This window comes from Rhodobacter viridis (genome assembly GCF_003217355.1).
GTDB classification, from domain to species: Bacteria; Pseudomonadota; Alphaproteobacteria; order Rhodobacterales; family Rhodobacteraceae; genus Rhodobacter; species Rhodobacter viridis.
This window is the reverse complement of record NZ_QJTK01000002.1, coordinates 313,904-328,865: the sequence shown is the minus strand read 5'-3', so window position 1 is coordinate 328,865 and position 14,962 is coordinate 313,904. Positions and strand designations below refer to the sequence as shown.

Annotated in this window: 18 protein-coding genes and 1 tRNA gene; 11 read left to right on the top strand and 8 right to left on the bottom strand. The window is 63.7% G+C overall.

Annotated elements, in window-relative coordinates:
• The first annotated feature begins 119 nt into the window (after positions 1–119).
• From C8J30_RS18530 to msrA, 3 genes are all read left to right on the top strand, one after another.
• A tRNA-Ser gene (locus C8J30_RS18530) sits at positions 120–185 on the top strand.
• A 92-nt stretch (positions 186–277) separates the two neighbouring features.
• Entirely contained in the window at positions 278–724 is a 447-nt protein-coding gene (gene msrB / locus C8J30_RS04845) for a peptide-methionine (R)-S-oxide reductase MsrB (protein WP_110804717.1), read from the top strand.
• 4 nt (positions 725–728) lie between these two features.
• Complete coding sequence (msrA, locus tag C8J30_RS04840) at positions 729–1,226, top strand: peptide-methionine (S)-S-oxide reductase MsrA (RefSeq protein WP_110804589.1); 498 nt, start codon at positions 729–731, stop codon at positions 1,224–1,226.
• Here the strand turns inward: msrA and fliP are convergent.
• Genes fliP through fliF form a run of 4 tightly spaced genes read right to left on the bottom strand, consistent with a single transcriptional unit; the run spans position 1,217 to position 4,520 of the window.
• Complete coding sequence (gene fliP / locus C8J30_RS04835; protein ID WP_394341908.1) at positions 1,217–1,909, bottom strand: flagellar type III secretion system pore protein FliP; 693 nt, start codon at positions 1,907–1,909, stop codon at positions 1,217–1,219. The genes msrA and fliP overlap by 10 nt on opposite strands.
• 31 nt (positions 1,910–1,940) lie before the next feature.
• Entirely contained in the window at positions 1,941–2,213 is a 273-nt protein-coding gene (locus C8J30_RS04830; protein WP_110804587.1) for a FliM/FliN family flagellar motor switch protein, read from the bottom strand.
• The gene (locus tag C8J30_RS04825) at positions 2,206–2,811 is read right to left on the bottom strand and encodes a FliH/SctL family protein (protein ID WP_110804586.1); all 606 of its coding nucleotides are present in this window, start codon (positions 2,809–2,811) and stop codon (positions 2,206–2,208) included. The genes C8J30_RS04830 and C8J30_RS04825 overlap by 8 nt, the downstream gene beginning before the upstream one ends.
• Positions 2,808–4,520, bottom strand: coding sequence for a flagellar basal-body MS-ring/collar protein FliF (gene fliF / locus C8J30_RS04820; RefSeq protein WP_181420774.1), 1,713 nt, complete (start codon positions 4,518–4,520; stop codon positions 2,808–2,810). Before fliF ends, C8J30_RS04825 begins: the two co-directional genes overlap by 4 nt.
• Before the next feature lie 78 nt (positions 4,521–4,598).
• On the opposite strand from fliF, the gene C8J30_RS04815 reads away from it, so the two are divergent.
• The 6 genes from C8J30_RS04815 to C8J30_RS04790 all read left to right on the top strand — a co-directional run bounded on the left by C8J30_RS04815 (position 4,599) and on the right by C8J30_RS04790 (position 10,352).
• Positions 4,599–5,123, top strand: coding sequence for a flagellar basal body-associated FliL family protein (locus tag C8J30_RS04815; protein WP_110804584.1), 525 nt, complete (start codon positions 4,599–4,601; stop codon positions 5,121–5,123).
• A 10-nt stretch (positions 5,124–5,133) separates the two neighbouring features.
• Positions 5,134–5,523, top strand: coding sequence for a hypothetical protein (locus C8J30_RS04810; protein WP_110804583.1), 390 nt, complete (start codon positions 5,134–5,136; stop codon positions 5,521–5,523).
• A 65-nt stretch (positions 5,524–5,588) separates the two neighbouring features.
• Complete coding sequence (locus tag C8J30_RS04805) at positions 5,589–6,125, top strand: MotE family protein (protein WP_245909711.1); 537 nt, start codon at positions 5,589–5,591, stop codon at positions 6,123–6,125.
• Positions 6,126–6,187: 62 nt separating this feature from the next.
• Positions 6,188–7,057, top strand: a complete 870-nt coding sequence (motA, locus tag C8J30_RS04800; protein WP_110804581.1) for a flagellar motor stator protein MotA — start codon at positions 6,188–6,190, stop codon at positions 7,055–7,057.
• A complete protein-coding gene (locus C8J30_RS04795) occupies positions 7,054–9,324 on the top strand; it encodes a hypothetical protein (protein WP_110804580.1) in 2,271 nt (756 codons plus the stop codon). Before motA ends, C8J30_RS04795 begins: the two co-directional genes overlap by 4 nt.
• Before the next feature lie 131 nt (positions 9,325–9,455).
• Positions 9,456–10,352: a ChuX/HutX family heme-like substrate-binding protein gene (locus tag C8J30_RS04790; protein ID WP_110804579.1), complete on the top strand. Its 897-nt coding sequence runs from the start codon at positions 9,456–9,458 to the stop codon at positions 10,350–10,352.
• Positions 10,353–10,355: 3 nt separating this feature from the next.
• Here C8J30_RS04790 and hemW read toward each other — a convergent pair whose 3' ends face one another.
• Genes hemW through rph form a run of 4 tightly spaced genes read right to left on the bottom strand, consistent with a single transcriptional unit; the run spans position 10,356 to position 13,208 of the window.
• A complete protein-coding gene (hemW, locus tag C8J30_RS04785; protein WP_110804578.1) occupies positions 10,356–11,513 on the bottom strand; it encodes a radical SAM family heme chaperone HemW in 1,158 nt (385 codons plus the stop codon).
• Positions 11,510–11,890, bottom strand: coding sequence for a RidA family protein (locus tag C8J30_RS04780; RefSeq protein WP_110804577.1), 381 nt, complete (start codon positions 11,888–11,890; stop codon positions 11,510–11,512). Before C8J30_RS04780 ends, hemW begins: the two co-directional genes overlap by 4 nt.
• Positions 11,887–12,498 (bottom strand): RdgB/HAM1 family non-canonical purine NTP pyrophosphatase, encoded by a 612-nt coding sequence (rdgB, locus tag C8J30_RS04775; RefSeq protein WP_110804576.1) that lies wholly within the window; start codon positions 12,496–12,498, stop codon positions 11,887–11,889. The genes C8J30_RS04780 and rdgB overlap by 4 nt, the downstream gene beginning before the upstream one ends.
• Positions 12,495–13,208: a ribonuclease PH gene (gene rph / locus C8J30_RS04770; protein WP_110804575.1), complete on the bottom strand. Its 714-nt coding sequence runs from the start codon at positions 13,206–13,208 to the stop codon at positions 12,495–12,497. The genes rdgB and rph overlap by 4 nt, the downstream gene beginning before the upstream one ends.
• Before the next feature lie 111 nt (positions 13,209–13,319).
• Here rph and hrcA point away from each other — a divergent pair, with 111 nt between their 5' ends.
• Both hrcA and C8J30_RS04760 read left to right on the top strand, forming a co-directional pair.
• Entirely contained in the window at positions 13,320–14,381 is a 1,062-nt protein-coding gene (gene hrcA / locus C8J30_RS04765; RefSeq protein ID WP_110804574.1) for a heat-inducible transcriptional repressor HrcA, read from the top strand.
• 5 nt (positions 14,382–14,386) lie between these two features.
• A complete protein-coding gene (locus tag C8J30_RS04760; protein WP_110804573.1) occupies positions 14,387–14,935 on the top strand; it encodes a nucleotide exchange factor GrpE in 549 nt (182 codons plus the stop codon).
• Positions 14,936–14,962 lie beyond the last annotated feature (27 nt).

Below are 14,962 nucleotides of genomic sequence, written 5' to 3'. Positions count from 1 at the left end.
TGAGACGAATATAGATTTGGCGATACGACGAGTCAACTATTTGTTTTTTATGCGAAAATCTATTTCGCAAACTGCCTTGAGACGGTCTGAAACGGGGAGAGACGTGATAAGTTCGGGGCGAGAAAGGAGACAGTCGTTGACTTTTAATCAGCGGGTCGCAGGTTCGAATCCTGCACGGCTCACCATCACTCTCCTTGCAGATCGTGAAAAGAAACAACCCCTTCGGGGGCTGGACTTTTTGCGCCCCCGGACCATCTGGGCCGCAGGAGGCCTAATGATGGACAAGAAATATCGCAAGACCCCCGAAGCGCTGTCCCGGCTGACGCCAGAGCAATTCCGCGTCACGCAGGAAAGCGGCACCGAGCGTGCCTTTACCGGGGAATTCTGGAACACCACCGCGCCCGGGCTTTATGTCGATGTGGTGTCGGGCGAGCCGCTGTTTTCCTCGCGCGACAAGTTCGAGAGTGGTTGCGGCTGGCCCTCGTTCACCCGACCGGTCGAAGACGCGCATGTGACCGAGCATCGCGATGTCAGTCATGGCATGATCCGGACCGAGGTGCGCTCAAGCCACGGTGACAGCCATCTCGGCCATGTCTTCCCCGACGGCCCGCGGGATCGCGGCGGGCTGCGCTATTGCATCAACTCGGCCAGCTTGCGGTTCATCCCGAAAGATCGCATGGAAGCCGAGGGTTACGGCGACTGGTTGGCCCAGCTTGAGGAGTGAGACGATGGAAAAGGCGATTCTGGCGGGTGGCTGCTTCTGGGGCATGCAGGATCTGATCCGCAAGCTGCCCGGCGTGATCTCGACCCGCGTCGGCTATTCGGGCGGCGATGTCGCGCAGGCCACCTACCGCAATCACGGCACCCATGCCGAAGCGATCGAGATCACCTTCGACCCGGCGCAAATCAGCTTCCGGCGGCTGCTCGAATTCTTCTTCCAGATCCACGATCCGACGACGCTGAACCGACAGGGCAATGACATCGGCCTGTCCTATCGCTCGGCGATCTTCTTCACCGACGCCGAGCAGGAACGCATCGCGCAGGACACGATCGCGGATGTCGATGCCTCGGGGCTTTGGCCGGGCAAGGTGGTGACCGAAATCGCCCCGGCCGGGCCGTTCTGGCAGGCCGAGCCGGAGCATCAGGATTATCTGGAGCGGATCCCGAACGGCTATACCTGCCACCGGATCCGCCCGAACTGGGTGCTGCCGAAGCGTCAGGAATAACTGCGCACCAAGGCACCGGACAGCAGAACCCAGCCGTTCGCCACCACGAAGAAGGCCAGCTTGAACGGCAGGGCCACGACGGCGGGCGGCACCATCATCATCCCCATCGACATCAGGATCGCCGAGACGACGAGGTCGATGATCAGGAACGGCAGGAAGACCAGAAAGCCGATCTCGAAGGCGCGGGTGATTTCCGACAGCATGAAGGACGGCACGAGGATCGACAGCGGCGCCTCGCGGGCGGTGCCGGTGTAGTTCGCGCCTTCGCGAATCGCGGCCAGCTGGGTGAAGGTCTCGGGATCGGTGCGGCCCGCCATGAAGATGCGGAACGGCTCGACGCCCTTTTCGAAGGCGGTGAGGATGTCGATCTTCTGCGCGATCAGCGGCTCGATCCCGGCGTGATAGCTGGCCATGAAGGTCGGCTCCATCACGAACCAGGTCAGGAACAGCGCCAGGCTGATGATCAGCATGTTCGGCGGCGACTGTTGCAGCCCCATCGCCTGACGCAGGATCGAGAGCACGGTGACGATGAAGGGAAAACACGTCACCATGATCGCCAGCCCCGGCGCGAGGCTCAGAAGCGTGATGCCCGCAATCAGGATCAGCGACGAATTCGTCAGGCTGCCGTTCCCGCCCATGTCGAGCGTGATCTCCTGCGCGCCCGCCGGCGCCGCAAGGATCATTAACGTTAATGCAAGGACGAGAACGCGCATGTCAGAGCCCGTTCTGCAAATCGACGACCTCGGTCAGGCGCACGGCCAGCTGGCCGTTCGAATCGCCTTCCATCTCGGTCAGCTCGCCGCGGGCGATGAGCTTGTCACCGACGTAAAGCTCGACCGGATCCTCGACCCGACGATCGAGCGGCAGGATCGAATCGCGCTTCATCCGCAACAGGTCGCGCACCAGCGGCCGCGCCTTGCCCACCGAAATGGTGATCTCGATCGGCACTTGCGAGAACGGGTTGCTGGACTGGGGGGTGTCATCCATGAGCGGCCTCCTGCTGGCTGGCGCTGAAATAGGTGTCGATCGCTTCCGCAATCAGGTGGATCACCCCGTCGAGGTCGATCCGGGTCTCGGATTCGGCGAACTTGAGATAGACCTGCCCCTCGCCAAGGGTCTGATCACCCACGAAAACAAGTGGCAGACTGGAGCGGTTGCCCAGAACCTCCTCGATCACCGGCAGGCTGAGCGGGCTCGCCAGAATGGTGATCGGCACCGTGGTCGCCGATTCGGCCAGCGGCTGCAGCTGCTCGGCCACCATCTGCGCAAGCGTGTGCCGGGCCATCGCCGGAAGCAGCTTTGCCGCGATGTCGACCAAGAGCGGCCGCAGCCCCATCAGGATCTCCTGCCGCGCCTCGTGATAGGTGAAGGACAGCTCCTGCAGGTTCTGCCCCAGATCCGAGCGCAGCTTCGTTCCCTCGGCCTCCTGCGCCGCCACCGCATCGTCCCAACCCGCGGTGTAGCCCTTTTCGAAAGCCGCCAGCCGCTCTTCTTCGAAGGCGCTCGGATCGATCTCGATCTGCGGCGGAGGCGGCGGGGCCGGTTCGGCCTCGAAGGATTCCAGCCTGATCTTGGTCCGGTTCATGCCCGTTCCTCCGCCTCATCCATCCAGCTGCGCAGGATCTCGACCGATTCGGCCTGACGTTCCTCGATAAGCTTCTTCAGACGCGCCACCGGATCGAGAGGCTGCTCCGAGCCACCGCCAGCGCCCCCGCCCATGCCCATGTCGCCGAAGTTGCCGGTGCCCATCGTCATCGGCATGTCGCCAAGGTCGAAGTCGGAGACCACGTTCATCGCCCCGATCGGCATGTCGCCATCGGCGATCTCGCCCGTCAGCGCGCGGCCCGTGCCCTCGTCGGACCCGATCATGCCGCCCGGCAGATTCATCGCCCGCTCCGCTTCCGCCGCCGCGGCGCGCTGCGCCAGGATCGGACGCATCACGAAGAGGCCAAGGATCAGCGCCACCACGGCCAGAACGCCGATCTTGATCAGCTGCATCGTATCGAGCGGCGCCGAGGCGAAGAGGCTGCTGGTGGCTTCGGTGCCGTTCTGAGCGAGCGGTTCGAAGGCCATCGAGCGGATCGTGATGACGTCGCCGCGCTTTTCGTCGAACCCCACGGCCGAGGCGACCAGTTCCTTCAGCGAGGCAAGTTCCTCGTCGGTGCGCGGAGTGATCGCCGTCACGCCATTGGCATCCTTGCCCTCGACCCCATCGACGAGCACGGCCACGGTCAGCCGCCGAATGTCGCCGGGATTGCGCACGACCTCGCGCGTTGTTTCCGACACTTCGAAATTGGTCTGCTCGCGTGTTTCCGAAGACTGGCTTTGCGATTTCCCGCCATTCGCGGCATCGCCCTGCGGCAGGTTCGACGCGACCGTCACCGGACCGGGCTTGGCATCGTCGGATTTCGCCGATTTTTCCTGCGTTTCGGTCGAGATCGCCACCCGGCTGTCCGGCTCGATCCGCTTCTCGGTGATCGCCTCGCGCTCGGTCACGGTCTGAACCGAAACCTCGACGACGGCATTGCCGTAACCGACCCGCGCCTCGAGCAGCCGCTCGACATTCTGGCGCAGTTCTTCGGCGCGATCGTTCGCGGCCGGATTGAAGGCATCATCCCCCGTCGAGATCAGCCCCGCGACGGAATCGATGATCGAGACATCATCCGGGGTCATCCCCTGAACCGCCGAAGACACAAGGAATTTCAGTGCTTTGGCATGTGTCGGGGAAAGCCCGCCCGAAGCCGTCACCACCGTGACCGAGGCGGTCGGATGGCTTTCCTTGCGGAAGGACTGGCCGGTCGGCGCCGCGATATGCACGCGGGCAGAGCGAATCATCGGGTTGGAGACGATGGTCCGCGCCAGCTCGCCTTCCTTCGCGCGCCAATAGGCGGCATCGAACATCTGCGAAGTCGTTCCGAACCCCGAAAGACCATCGAGCAGTTCATATCCCGCCCCCCCGGTCGCCGGCAGACCCTCGCCCGCCAGAGCCATGCGCAGCTCGTCGCGCCGCCCGGCCTCGACATAGATCGAATCGCCACGCACCTCATAAGGAACGTTGCGGGCTTCGAGCGCGGTCACCACTTCGCCCGCGCGCTGCCCTTCAAGCCCGGCATAAAGAAGCGCCATATCGGAGCGAGACGCGAAGCTCGATAGTGCCAAAATGGCCGCAAACATGAAAATCGTTGCACCGGCCACAAGCACGCGTCGCGTCGTGTCCAACCCCTGCCATAAGGCGATCAATTGCTGCAAGACGCACCTCCTTCGAGCGGACTTCTGCCCCGTCGTCCTGTGCATCTTTCTCCGATCGCCCTTAACAATCGGTTAGTGGGTGCAAGGGTATAGCTGGTTCCATCGAAGAAATCGGGGACCGCCATGGCAGAGCCTGCAACCGAAGGCGAAGAAGCGCCAAAGAAGAAATCCAAGCTGCCGATTCTCATCGGGCTGGTGCTGATGCTCCTGCTCGGAGGGGGCGCATTTTATGCGATGTACTCTGGCTTGATCTTCGGATCGTCGGAGCCCGCAGCCGAGGGTGAGGCGGCGGCCACTGCGGAAGGCGGTGGCGAGCACGGCGAAGGCGGTGAAGGCGGGGCGGGCTTGCCCGGCGTCGCTTTCGTGGCCCTCGATCCGATGGTGATCTCGCTCAACGACGCCAAGGCGCGGCACCTGCGCTTTTCCGCCCAGCTTGAGGTCGCACCGGCCCATCAGGCCGAGGTCGAAGCCCTGAAACCGCGGGTGATGGACGTGCTGAACGGCTTCCTGCGCGCGGTGGAAATGAAGGATCTGGAAGACCCCTCCGCCCTGCTGCGCCTGCGTGCGCAGATGCTGCGCCGGGTCCAGATCGTGGTTGGAGAGGGCAAGGTGAACGACCTTCTCATCGTCGAATTCGTGATGAACTAGGGAGAGCAAGATGCAGCTGATCGCAGATATTCTGATGGGGCTCGGCGCCTTCGGCGCAAGCATCTACTGCATGGTGCTCGCGCGAAGACTGAAGCGTTTCAACCAGCTTGAAAGCGGGATGGGGGGCGCGATTGCCGTTCTCTCCGCGCAGGTTGACGACATGACGAAGGCGCTGAACCGGGCCCAGGCCACGGCCAGCGCTTCGGCAGAGCAATTGCGCAGCCTGACGGAACGCGCCGAACAGGGAGCCCAACGGCTGGAGCTGATCCTCGCCGCGATGCAGGAAGCGCAAGGACGCGCCTCGGAGCCCGCGCCGATCCACGAACCGGAGCCGGAACCGCAGCGCCATCGCGTTCTGCGTCGTCGCGTCCGTCCCGCCTCGCTGGAGGCGGCGGAATGAAGACGCCGAAGCCTCCGGCTCAGGCCGTGAAAAAGCCCCGTCGCCGCTTCGGGCGCGGCTCGCTGATGTTGATCGCGGCGCTGTTCGCCGCCTCGGCGCTGGTGCGATTCGGCGCGGGAATTGCCGAGGCCGTTGCAGCAACCTCCAGCGCGGAAACCGCCTCTGCGGACAGCAAATCCGATTGCGTAACCGAACCCGGCCTGATGAACATGCTGTCGGAAGTTCAGGACCGCGAGAAAAAACTGGCCGAACGCGAAAAGGTCGTCTCGGACCGGTCACAGGCCCTTACCCTTGCCGAAAAGCGAATCGAGCAGCGTCTGGCCTCACTGGTCGAAGCCGAGAAGAACCTTTCACAAACTGTTGAAATCGCCGACAAGGGCGCGGACGAAGACGTCACCCGGCTGGTGACGGTCTACGAAAACATGAAGCCCAAGGAAGCGGCGCCGCTTTTTTCGACGATGGCGCCTGATTTCGCGGCCGGATTCCTGTCGCGGATGCGTCCCGAATCCTCTGCGGCGATCATGGCCGTGCTCGACCCGAAGGTCGCCTACACGATCAGTGTCATCATGGCTGGCCGCAATGCTGGCGCCCCCCAAAACTGATCCGAAGAGCATTTGTTAAGCGACCTCTGGCAGTATCGCCAGAAAATGGATGGAGAACACCCATGCTGGGGATTGTAGGTATCATCATCATCTTCGTCATGGTGTTCGGGGGCTTTGTCGCCGGCGGGGGCAACCTTACGCCAGTGATCGAAGCTACGCCCTTCGAGATGATCGTCATCGGCGGCGCCGCGGTGGGGTCCTTCGTGCTGGCGAACGACATGGGCGCCATCAAGCACACGGTCAAGGACATGGGTCTCGTGTTCAAGGGCGTAAAATGGAAACCCGCGGACTATCGCGATCTGCTGTGTCTGCTGTTCGAGCTGATCCGTCTCGCGCGACAAAACCCGGTGGCGATCGAAGAGCATATCGAAGCCCCTGAAAACTCATCGATTTTCGGCAAGTACCCGAAGATCATGAAGGACCATGCCGCGGTGGAGATGATCTGCGATACGATGCGATCGGCGTCGATGAACTATGACGATCCGCATCAGGTCGAAGAGGTGCTCGAAAAGCAGCTGGAGGCGAACTACCACCACGCGATCCATTCGAGCCATGCGATCCAGTCCGTCGCCGACGCGATGCCGGCCCTCGGGATCGTCGCCGCCGTGCTTGGCGTGATCAAGACCATGGGCTCGATCGACCAGCCGCCAGAGATTTTGGGAGAAATGATCGGGAGCGCGCTCGTTGGGACCTTCCTCGGCGTGTTCATCGCGTATGGGTTCGTCGCCCCCTTCGCCACCCGCATCAAAAGCGTGGTCGACGAGGATGCACATTTCTACAAGCTGATCCGCGAAGTTCTGGTGGCAAACCTGCACAATCACGCCACCAACATCTGCATCGAGGTCGGACGTCAGAATACGCCGCATCACATCCGTCCCAGTTTCTCGGAACTCGAAGAGGCGCTCAAGGCGGTGAAGTCGGAGGCGGCATGACCCGGTTGATCTTTGCGTTCGGGCTTTTCTTGCTCGCCGCGCTTCCGGTCGCGGCACAGCAGATCGAGGTCCGTTCGGGCGAGCACGACAATTTCTCCCGTCTGGTGTTCATGCTGCCTCCCGGCACCGCCTGGACGACCGAGCGCGTCGACGGGGGATATCGTCTGACCACCCCCGGCCGAGAGAGCCGCTTCGATCTTTCGAAGGTGTTTGACCTGATTCCGAAGACTCGCGTTCTTGCGGTCACGCCCGATGTCGATGCGCGCTCGGTTTTCATCGAAACGCCGCCATCGGTCCATCTGGAATCTTTCCCGCTGCCGATTGGTGCGGCGGTCGTCGACCTCGTCGACGGCGCCGAGCCCGAGAAACCGACCCCGGTCGCGCCGGTGACCCAAAGCTTTCGCCCCGCGCCCAACCGCGGCTATCTGGATCTTTACTGGTCGAAGCCTGAAACAACGCCCGCGCCGGAGCCGGAACCGCCCACGACGGCGGCAGCGGCTGCGAGTGAAAAGCCCGTGCAAGTCGCGTCGCCCCTCAGCTTGCCCGACGCCCGCGTTCAGGCCGCAGAGCGCGACCTGGTCGATGAACTCGGGCGTGCCGCTTCGCAAGGTCTGATCACGATGGAGCTGCCCAAACATGCTCCCGAAAAGCCCGCGGCTGTGCAACCGGACAAACCCGCGGAGACCAGTTCGGCCGAGGCTGCGCCGGAAGACGGCTCGTCCCTACCGCTGCAATCGGAAACGGTCATCGATCGCGATACGGCCGCGACATTTGCCCGGCATCAACTCTCCGACTCGGGTCACAGCTGCCCGCCCGATGAGGAATTCGACGTGCTCTCCTGGCAGACCGACAAGCCGGTCGTCGAGCAACTGACAGAGGCACGCAAGGACCTTGTCGGCGAATTTGATCGGCCCCGCCCGGAAGCCGTGATCCATCTGGCCCAAGTCTATATCGCGCACGGCTTCGGCCTCGAAGCAAAGGACGCCTTGCGTTCCTTCGACATCGCGCCGGAGGAAGCGGGCTTCCTGCCGATGATGGCGGAAATTGTCGATGGATTGCCGAGCCACGCCTCGGACAATGACCTGATCGGCCTGACCGCTTGCGACGGCAAGGTGGCGCTCTGGTCTGTTCTGGCAAGCCCCGAAACCCCGCGGAAGGAAGATGTGAATTTCGGCGCCGTGCTGCGCGCCTATTCTGCGCTTCCACCGAACATTCGCGCGCTCGTCGGGCCTTCGCTCAGTGCGAAGCTGATCGAGATGGGGGCACCCGATGTTGCGAGCACGGTTCGCTCGATGCTGGCCCGCGCCCCGAAGGCAGATCAGCAAGCGCTCGAGGAAATCGATGCTCAGATCGAACTCGATGCCGGTCGCAAGGACGAGGCGACCCGCCTGCTCGACGGGCTTGCACAATCGGATACGCCCGAAGCGGCAGAAGCTCTGGTCAAGTCGATCGAGGTCAAACTGTCCCAGGGCCTGGCCATCCCGGCTGCCGATGTCGACAATGCCGGCGCACTCGGGCTGCAGATGCGCGGGTCGGAAAGCGGCGCGCGACTGATCCGGGCGGAAGTGCTGGGCATGGGCTCGACGGGGCGCTTCGACGAGGCATTCCGCGCCCTGGCGAACTGGGATGCACCGCAATTCGACGATATCAAGCGAAAAACGTTGAACGATCTCGCCGCCCTTCTGGGCAAGGTGCCCACGGATGACATCTTCATCGAAAACGTCTTCCGGCATCGCGAACAGCTTGACGCCAATGTCCTTGACGAAGCGGTGCAGATCACGCTTGCGGATCGGCTTTCGAACACGGGTTTCGCGCAGTCGGCACGCGATATCCTGACACCGGAAACCCGGCGCAGTCCGGAGGGCAGGCTGGCCCTGGCACGGGCGGCTCTGGTCGGAAGAGATGCAGCGGCGGCCTATTCCTATCTGACCGACCTTCCCGGCGAAGAAGCCTCGCAACTGCGCGGCGAAGCGATGAGCATGATCGGGAATCACCGCACGGCCGAGGGGGAGTTTGCGCAGGCGGGCCAATCGCAGGCGCAGATCGAAGAGGCTTGGCGCGCCGGGAACTGGAACTTCGTCGCCAAGGAAGGCTCGGAGACCCAGAAGCGATTCGTAGAGCTGTTCGCGCCGGAGACCAAACCTCCCACGGATCCGCGCGATGTCGTCCCGCTTGGCCCCCTGGCGGAGGCGCAACAGCTGATCACGCAAAGCCAGTCGGAACGCGAGGCTTTTGCGAAATTGATGCAGGAATTGAAGACCCCCTGATCCGGGGAGGCAAGCGTGTCACGGATACGAATTGCCGCGCCTGACGTTCGGGGTGGTTCCCGACCTTTCGGCCGACGTCGCTCTGGGGTAGCACTTTGCGCGACCGATCGCCGATCAAAGGAAGCGCCACGATGGCCATGACCCCAGAGCAGATCCGCACCGCGCGCGCCAAGAAACCGCGGGTCTATGCCCGCGATTTCGCCGAAGACCTGGGCATTTCCGAAGCCGCGCTTTGCGCCGCTTTCGTCGGGGGGACGGCAACGCGGATCGCCGCCGATCCCGACAGGATCATGCCCGCTCTTGCGGCGCTTGGTCAGGTGATGGCCCTGACCCGCAACGACAGCTGCGTGCTGGAAAAGGTCGGTTGCTATGCCCGGTATCAGCCCGGAGACGCGCCTCGGATCATCAATCCACCGATCGAACTGCAGATGTTCCCGCCGCACTGGCAACATGCCTTTGCCTTTGACGAGGCCACGCCGAAGGGGCCGAAGCGCTCGATCCAGATCTTCGACGCGGCAGGCGAGGCGGTGCACAAGATCCACCTGCGCGACGAAACGAATGCCGAGGCCTGGGCGCCGCTGATCACGTCTCTGCGGATCGAGGATCAAAGCCAAGGCTTCGAACCTGCCCCGGCGGATCATTCGGTCGATGGTTGGGGGGATCTGAGCCGTCTTGCGGATCTGCGTCTGGGCAAAACCCCGGCGCACCGTCTGACCAAGGGATCGGTCGAGCGGTTGATGTATCAGGCGGCGGAACGCGCCGTTCCGGTGCAGTTCGCGGTCGGCAACCCCGGCTGCATCGAGCGGCATTCGGGTCTGATCGTGCGGGTGCTGGAGGCGGGCCCCTGGATCAACGTCCTTGATCCCGGGTTGGAACTGCACCTGCGCATGGATCACATGACCGAAGTCTGGGCCCATCCCGACGGGTCCGTCGACGCGTTCGGCGCTCAAGGGCAGTTGATCGTGCGGATGTCGGGGGCTGAAGGCTGGGCCGATCTGCTTGCGGCAGAGGGCGACCTGCAGCCCTGAGGCTCAGGGCATCAATTCCCGGATCACCGCATTGAGCACCGCGCGCCCCTGCGCGGTGGCGTGGACACGTCCCTCGCCACGCGCGATCATGCCCATGCTTTCCAGATCGGCCAAAGCCTGCGCAGGCAGCGCCTGACCGGAGAGCCGTTCATACCGAAGTGGGTCGATCCCCTCGGCCAACCGCAGACCAAACAGCAGGAATTCGGTCGCCTGCTCCTGCCGGTCCAGCGCCTCGCGCGGGAACTCGCCCGAACCTTGCCGTTCGACCCGGTCCAGCCAATCGGCGGGGGATTTCGGCGCCTCGGTCGCGTGACGGAGACCGCCAAGGGTCAGCCGCCCATGCGCGCCGGGGCCGATCCCGGCATAATCGCCATAGCGCCAGTAAACAAGGTTGTGCCGACACTCGGCGCCGGGCCGCGCGTGGTTCGACACCTCATAGGCGGGCAGCCCCGCCGCATCGCAGATTTCCTGCGTTTTCAGATACATGTCAGCGGCCAGATCATCCTCGGGCAGATCCCGCAGCTTGCCCGCCGCAAAGAGCCGCCCGAAGGCGGTGCCGTCTTCGATCGTGAGTTGGTAAAGTGAGAAGTGATCGACCGCCATCGCGAGCGCCCCGCGCAATTCGCGCGCCCAATCGTCCAGGCTTTGTCCTTGCCGCGCATAGATCAGATCGAAGCTGACGCGGGGAAAATGCGCGCGGGCGATGTCAAAGGCCGCCCGCCCCTCGGCCACGCTATGCATCCGGCCAAGACGACGAAGGCTCTCGTCATCCATCGCCTGCATGCCCATCGAAAGCCGGGTCACGCCGGCTTGCGCAAAAGCCCGAAACTTGCCCGCATCGATGCTGGTCGGATTAGCCTCGAGCGTGATTTCCAGATCATTCGCCATGGGCCAGGTGGCGCGCAGCCGCTCGATCACCGCCGCCACGGTTTCGGGCGCCATCAAGGACGGCGTGCCGCCGCCGAAGAACACCGTGTTCAGCACGCGACCGGGCGTTTCCGCGCCAATCCGGTCGATCTCTGACAGATAGGCGCGCAACCAGCGATCATGGTCGATGGTCGCCGCAACATGGCTATTGAAGTCGCAATAGGGGCATTTGGCGGCACAAAAGGGCCAATGGAGGTAAAGGCCAAAGCCCCCGTGCCGCCAGTCGTCGCTCATCCCTTGAATGCCGTGACTTCGATCTCGATCTTCATCGCCGGATTGACCAGCCCGGCCACGATCATCGTCGCCGCCGGACGGATCTCGCCGAAGCTGGCCGAGAGCGCCGGGATGATCTGTTCCATATAGGCAGCATCGGTGATGATGTAATTCGCCCGCACGACGTTTTCGAGCGAGAAGCCCGCGCCTTCCAGCACCGATTTGATCGTGGCGAGCGTGTTTTGCGCCTGCTCCAGCACCGAGTCGGGGAAGGTCTTCGTCACCGGATCAACGCCGGTCGTGCCCGCGACAAAGCACCAGTCGCCCTGCACGACGGCGCGGGAATAGCCAAGCTTCGGTTCATAGGGCGAGCCGCCCGAGATGTTTTGCCGAGTCATTTTGCCTCCATGACCTTGACGAATTTGCGGAACGCATCCGCGCGGTGGGAAATCTCGTTCTTTTGCGCGGGGTCCATTTCCGCGAAAGTCACCTCGAACCCCTCGGGCTGGAACATCGGGTCATAGCCGTGCCCCTGCGCGCCGCGCATCGGCCAGACGAGTTGCCCCTCGGCCTTGCCCTCGAAGACTTCGTCATGGCCATCGGGCCAGGCCAGAACCAGGGTCGAGCGGAACCGGGCCTTGCGCGGGAAGGGGGCGTTCTTCGCCTCGCATTCCGCCCAGGTCCGGGTCATCGCCAGCCCGAAATCGCGGCCATTCGGCGTTTCCGCCCAATCCGCGGTGTAGACGCCCGGGGCGCCGTCCAGAGCATCGACCTCGATCCCGCTGTCATCGGACAGCGCGGGCAATCCGGTCGCCTTGGCCGCCGCATGCGCCTTGATCCGGGCATTGCCGACAAAGGTGGTTTCCGTCTCGGCCGGTTCGGGCAGGTTCATCTCGCCCGCGCCGACGACCTCGACCCCGTAAGGGGCCAGAAGATCGCGCAACTCCGCCAGCTTCCCCTTGTTGTGGGTCGCCACCAGCAAACGCTTTTCGGTGAAAGCCCTCATGCAAGCGCCGCCTTTTGCGCCGCCACCAGTTGCGCCACCCCGGCTTCGGCCAGATCCATCAGCTGCCCCATCTGCTCGCGCGAGAAGGTCGAGCCCTCGGCGGTCATCTGCACTTCGACCAGACGGCCGCGGCCGGTCAGGATGAAGTTGCCATCCACCCCGGCCTCGCTGTCCTCGGCATAATCCAGATCGGCCACCGGCTGACCCGCATAGATGCCGCAAGAAATCGCCGCGACGTGGTCGATGATCGGGTCGGACACGATCAGCCCGGATTTTAGAAGCTTGTTCACCGCGATGCGCAGCGCCACCCAGCCGCCGGTGATCGAGGCGCAGCGGGTGCCGCCATCGGCCTGCAACACGTCGCAGTCGACGACGATCTGCCGCTCGCCCAGCGCCGAGCGGTCGATCCCCGCCCGCAGCGCCCGGCCGATCAGGCGCTGGATTTCCTGCGTGCGGCCCGATTGCTTGCCCGCCGCCGCTTCGCGCTTGTTGCGCGAATTCGTCGCGCGCGGCAGCATCCCGTATTCCGCCGTCACCCAGCCAAGGCCCGAGCCCTTGAGGAACGAGGGCGCCTTGTCCTCGATCGTCGCGGTGCACAGAACATGGGTGTCCCCCATCTTGATCAGCACCGAGCCTTCGGCATGTTTCGTCACGCCAGTTTCGATGGAAATGGAACGGATATCGGCAAGATTGCGGCCAGAGGGGCGCATGGGCTGTCCTTTCGCTGGATTTGACCCCATTTGAAACGGCAGAAGACCCGATGCAACCCCGAAGGCACGATTGACGGAAAAGCTTTCCCCGCAATAATGCGAAGCGTGGCCATGACAAACCAGAACCAGTTGATCTCCGACCTGAACGACCGCTCCCGCGAGGTGTTTCGCCGGGTGGTCGAGGGCTATCTTGAAACCGGCGATCCGGTCGGCTCGCGCTCGCTGACGCGGCTCATGAGCGAGAAGCTTTCGGCGGCGACGATCCGCAACGTGATGCAGGATCTGGAATATCTGGGCTTGCTCGGCAGCCCGCATGTCTCGGCGGGCCGGGTGCCGACGCAACTGGGGCTGCGGATGTTCGTCGATGGCTTCATGGAGGTGAGCGAGGTTCAGGCCACCGACCGTGCCGCGCTTGAGGCCACGGTGGGCGCGGCCGAGCCTGATGTCGGCTCGCTGCTCGATCGGGTCGGCTCGGCGCTGTCGGGCCTGACGCATGGGGCAAGCCTGGTTCTGGCGCCCAAGACCGAGTCGCCGATCCGCCATATCGAATTCGTCTCGCTCGCGCCCGACCGGGCGCTGGTGGTGCTGGTGATGGCCGATGGTCAGGTGGAAAACCGCGTCTTCACCCCGCCCGTGGGGCAGACGCCCTCCTCGATGCGCGAGGCGGCGAATTTTCTCAACGCACTCGCCGAGGGCAAGACACTCTCGGATCTGCGCCGGGAAATCGCCGTGGAAATCTCGGCGCGGCGGCAGGAACTGGATGCCTTGGCGGCCGAGATGGTCGAAAGCGGGCTCGCGCAATGGGCCGATCAGGGCGAGCCGTGGGAGCGGCTGATCGTGCGCGGCCGGTCGAATCTGCTGGAGCCCGAGGGGGATCTGGACCGGATCCGGACGCTTTTTGACGATCTGGAACGCAAACGCGACATCGCCGAGTTCCTCGATCTGACCGAGGAAGGCGAAGGCGTGCGCATTTTTATCGGGTCCGAGAACAAACTCTTCTCACTTTCGGGTTCCTCTTTGGTCGTCTCTCCCTATATGAACGCGGATCGAAAGATCATCGGCGCGGTGGGGGTCATCGGCCCCACCCGGCTCAACTACGGGCGGATCGTGCCGATCGTGGATTATACGGCGCAACTGGTCGGGCGGATGCTGACCGGCCGGGGCAAAGGGTGAAACGGATGACCGAGAAGAAGGACGAAATGGCAGAGGATCAGGCGCAGCTTGACGAGGCCCTTGCGGCAGCTCTGGGCGACGAGCACGATGAGCTGGAAATGCTGCGTGCCGAACGCGACGAGCTGCGTGACCGCTTCATGCGGGCCTTGGCCGATGCCGAGAATTCGCGCAAGCGCGCGGATCGTGACCGGCGCGAGGCGGAACAATACGGCGGCTCGAAACTGTCGCGCGACATGCTGCCGGTGTTCGATGCTTTGAAGCGCGCACTCGATGCGGCGGGCGACGAGGTCCGCGCGGCGGCCCCGGCGCTGATCGAAGGGGTGGAGCTGACGCAACGCGAGCTGCTCAATGTCTTCGCGCGGCACGGGATCGTGGCGATCCAGCCGAAGGTGGGCGAGAAGTTCGACCCGCTGCTGCATGAAGCGATGTTCGAAGCGCCGCTGCCGGGCACGGTTTCGGGCGACATCATTCAGGTGATGGACGACGGGTTCCTTTTGCACGACCGTCTGCTGCGACCGGCGAAAGTCGGCGTCAGCTCGATGCCGAAAGCGTAAGACAGGCCGGGGGCTTTGCCCCCGGAC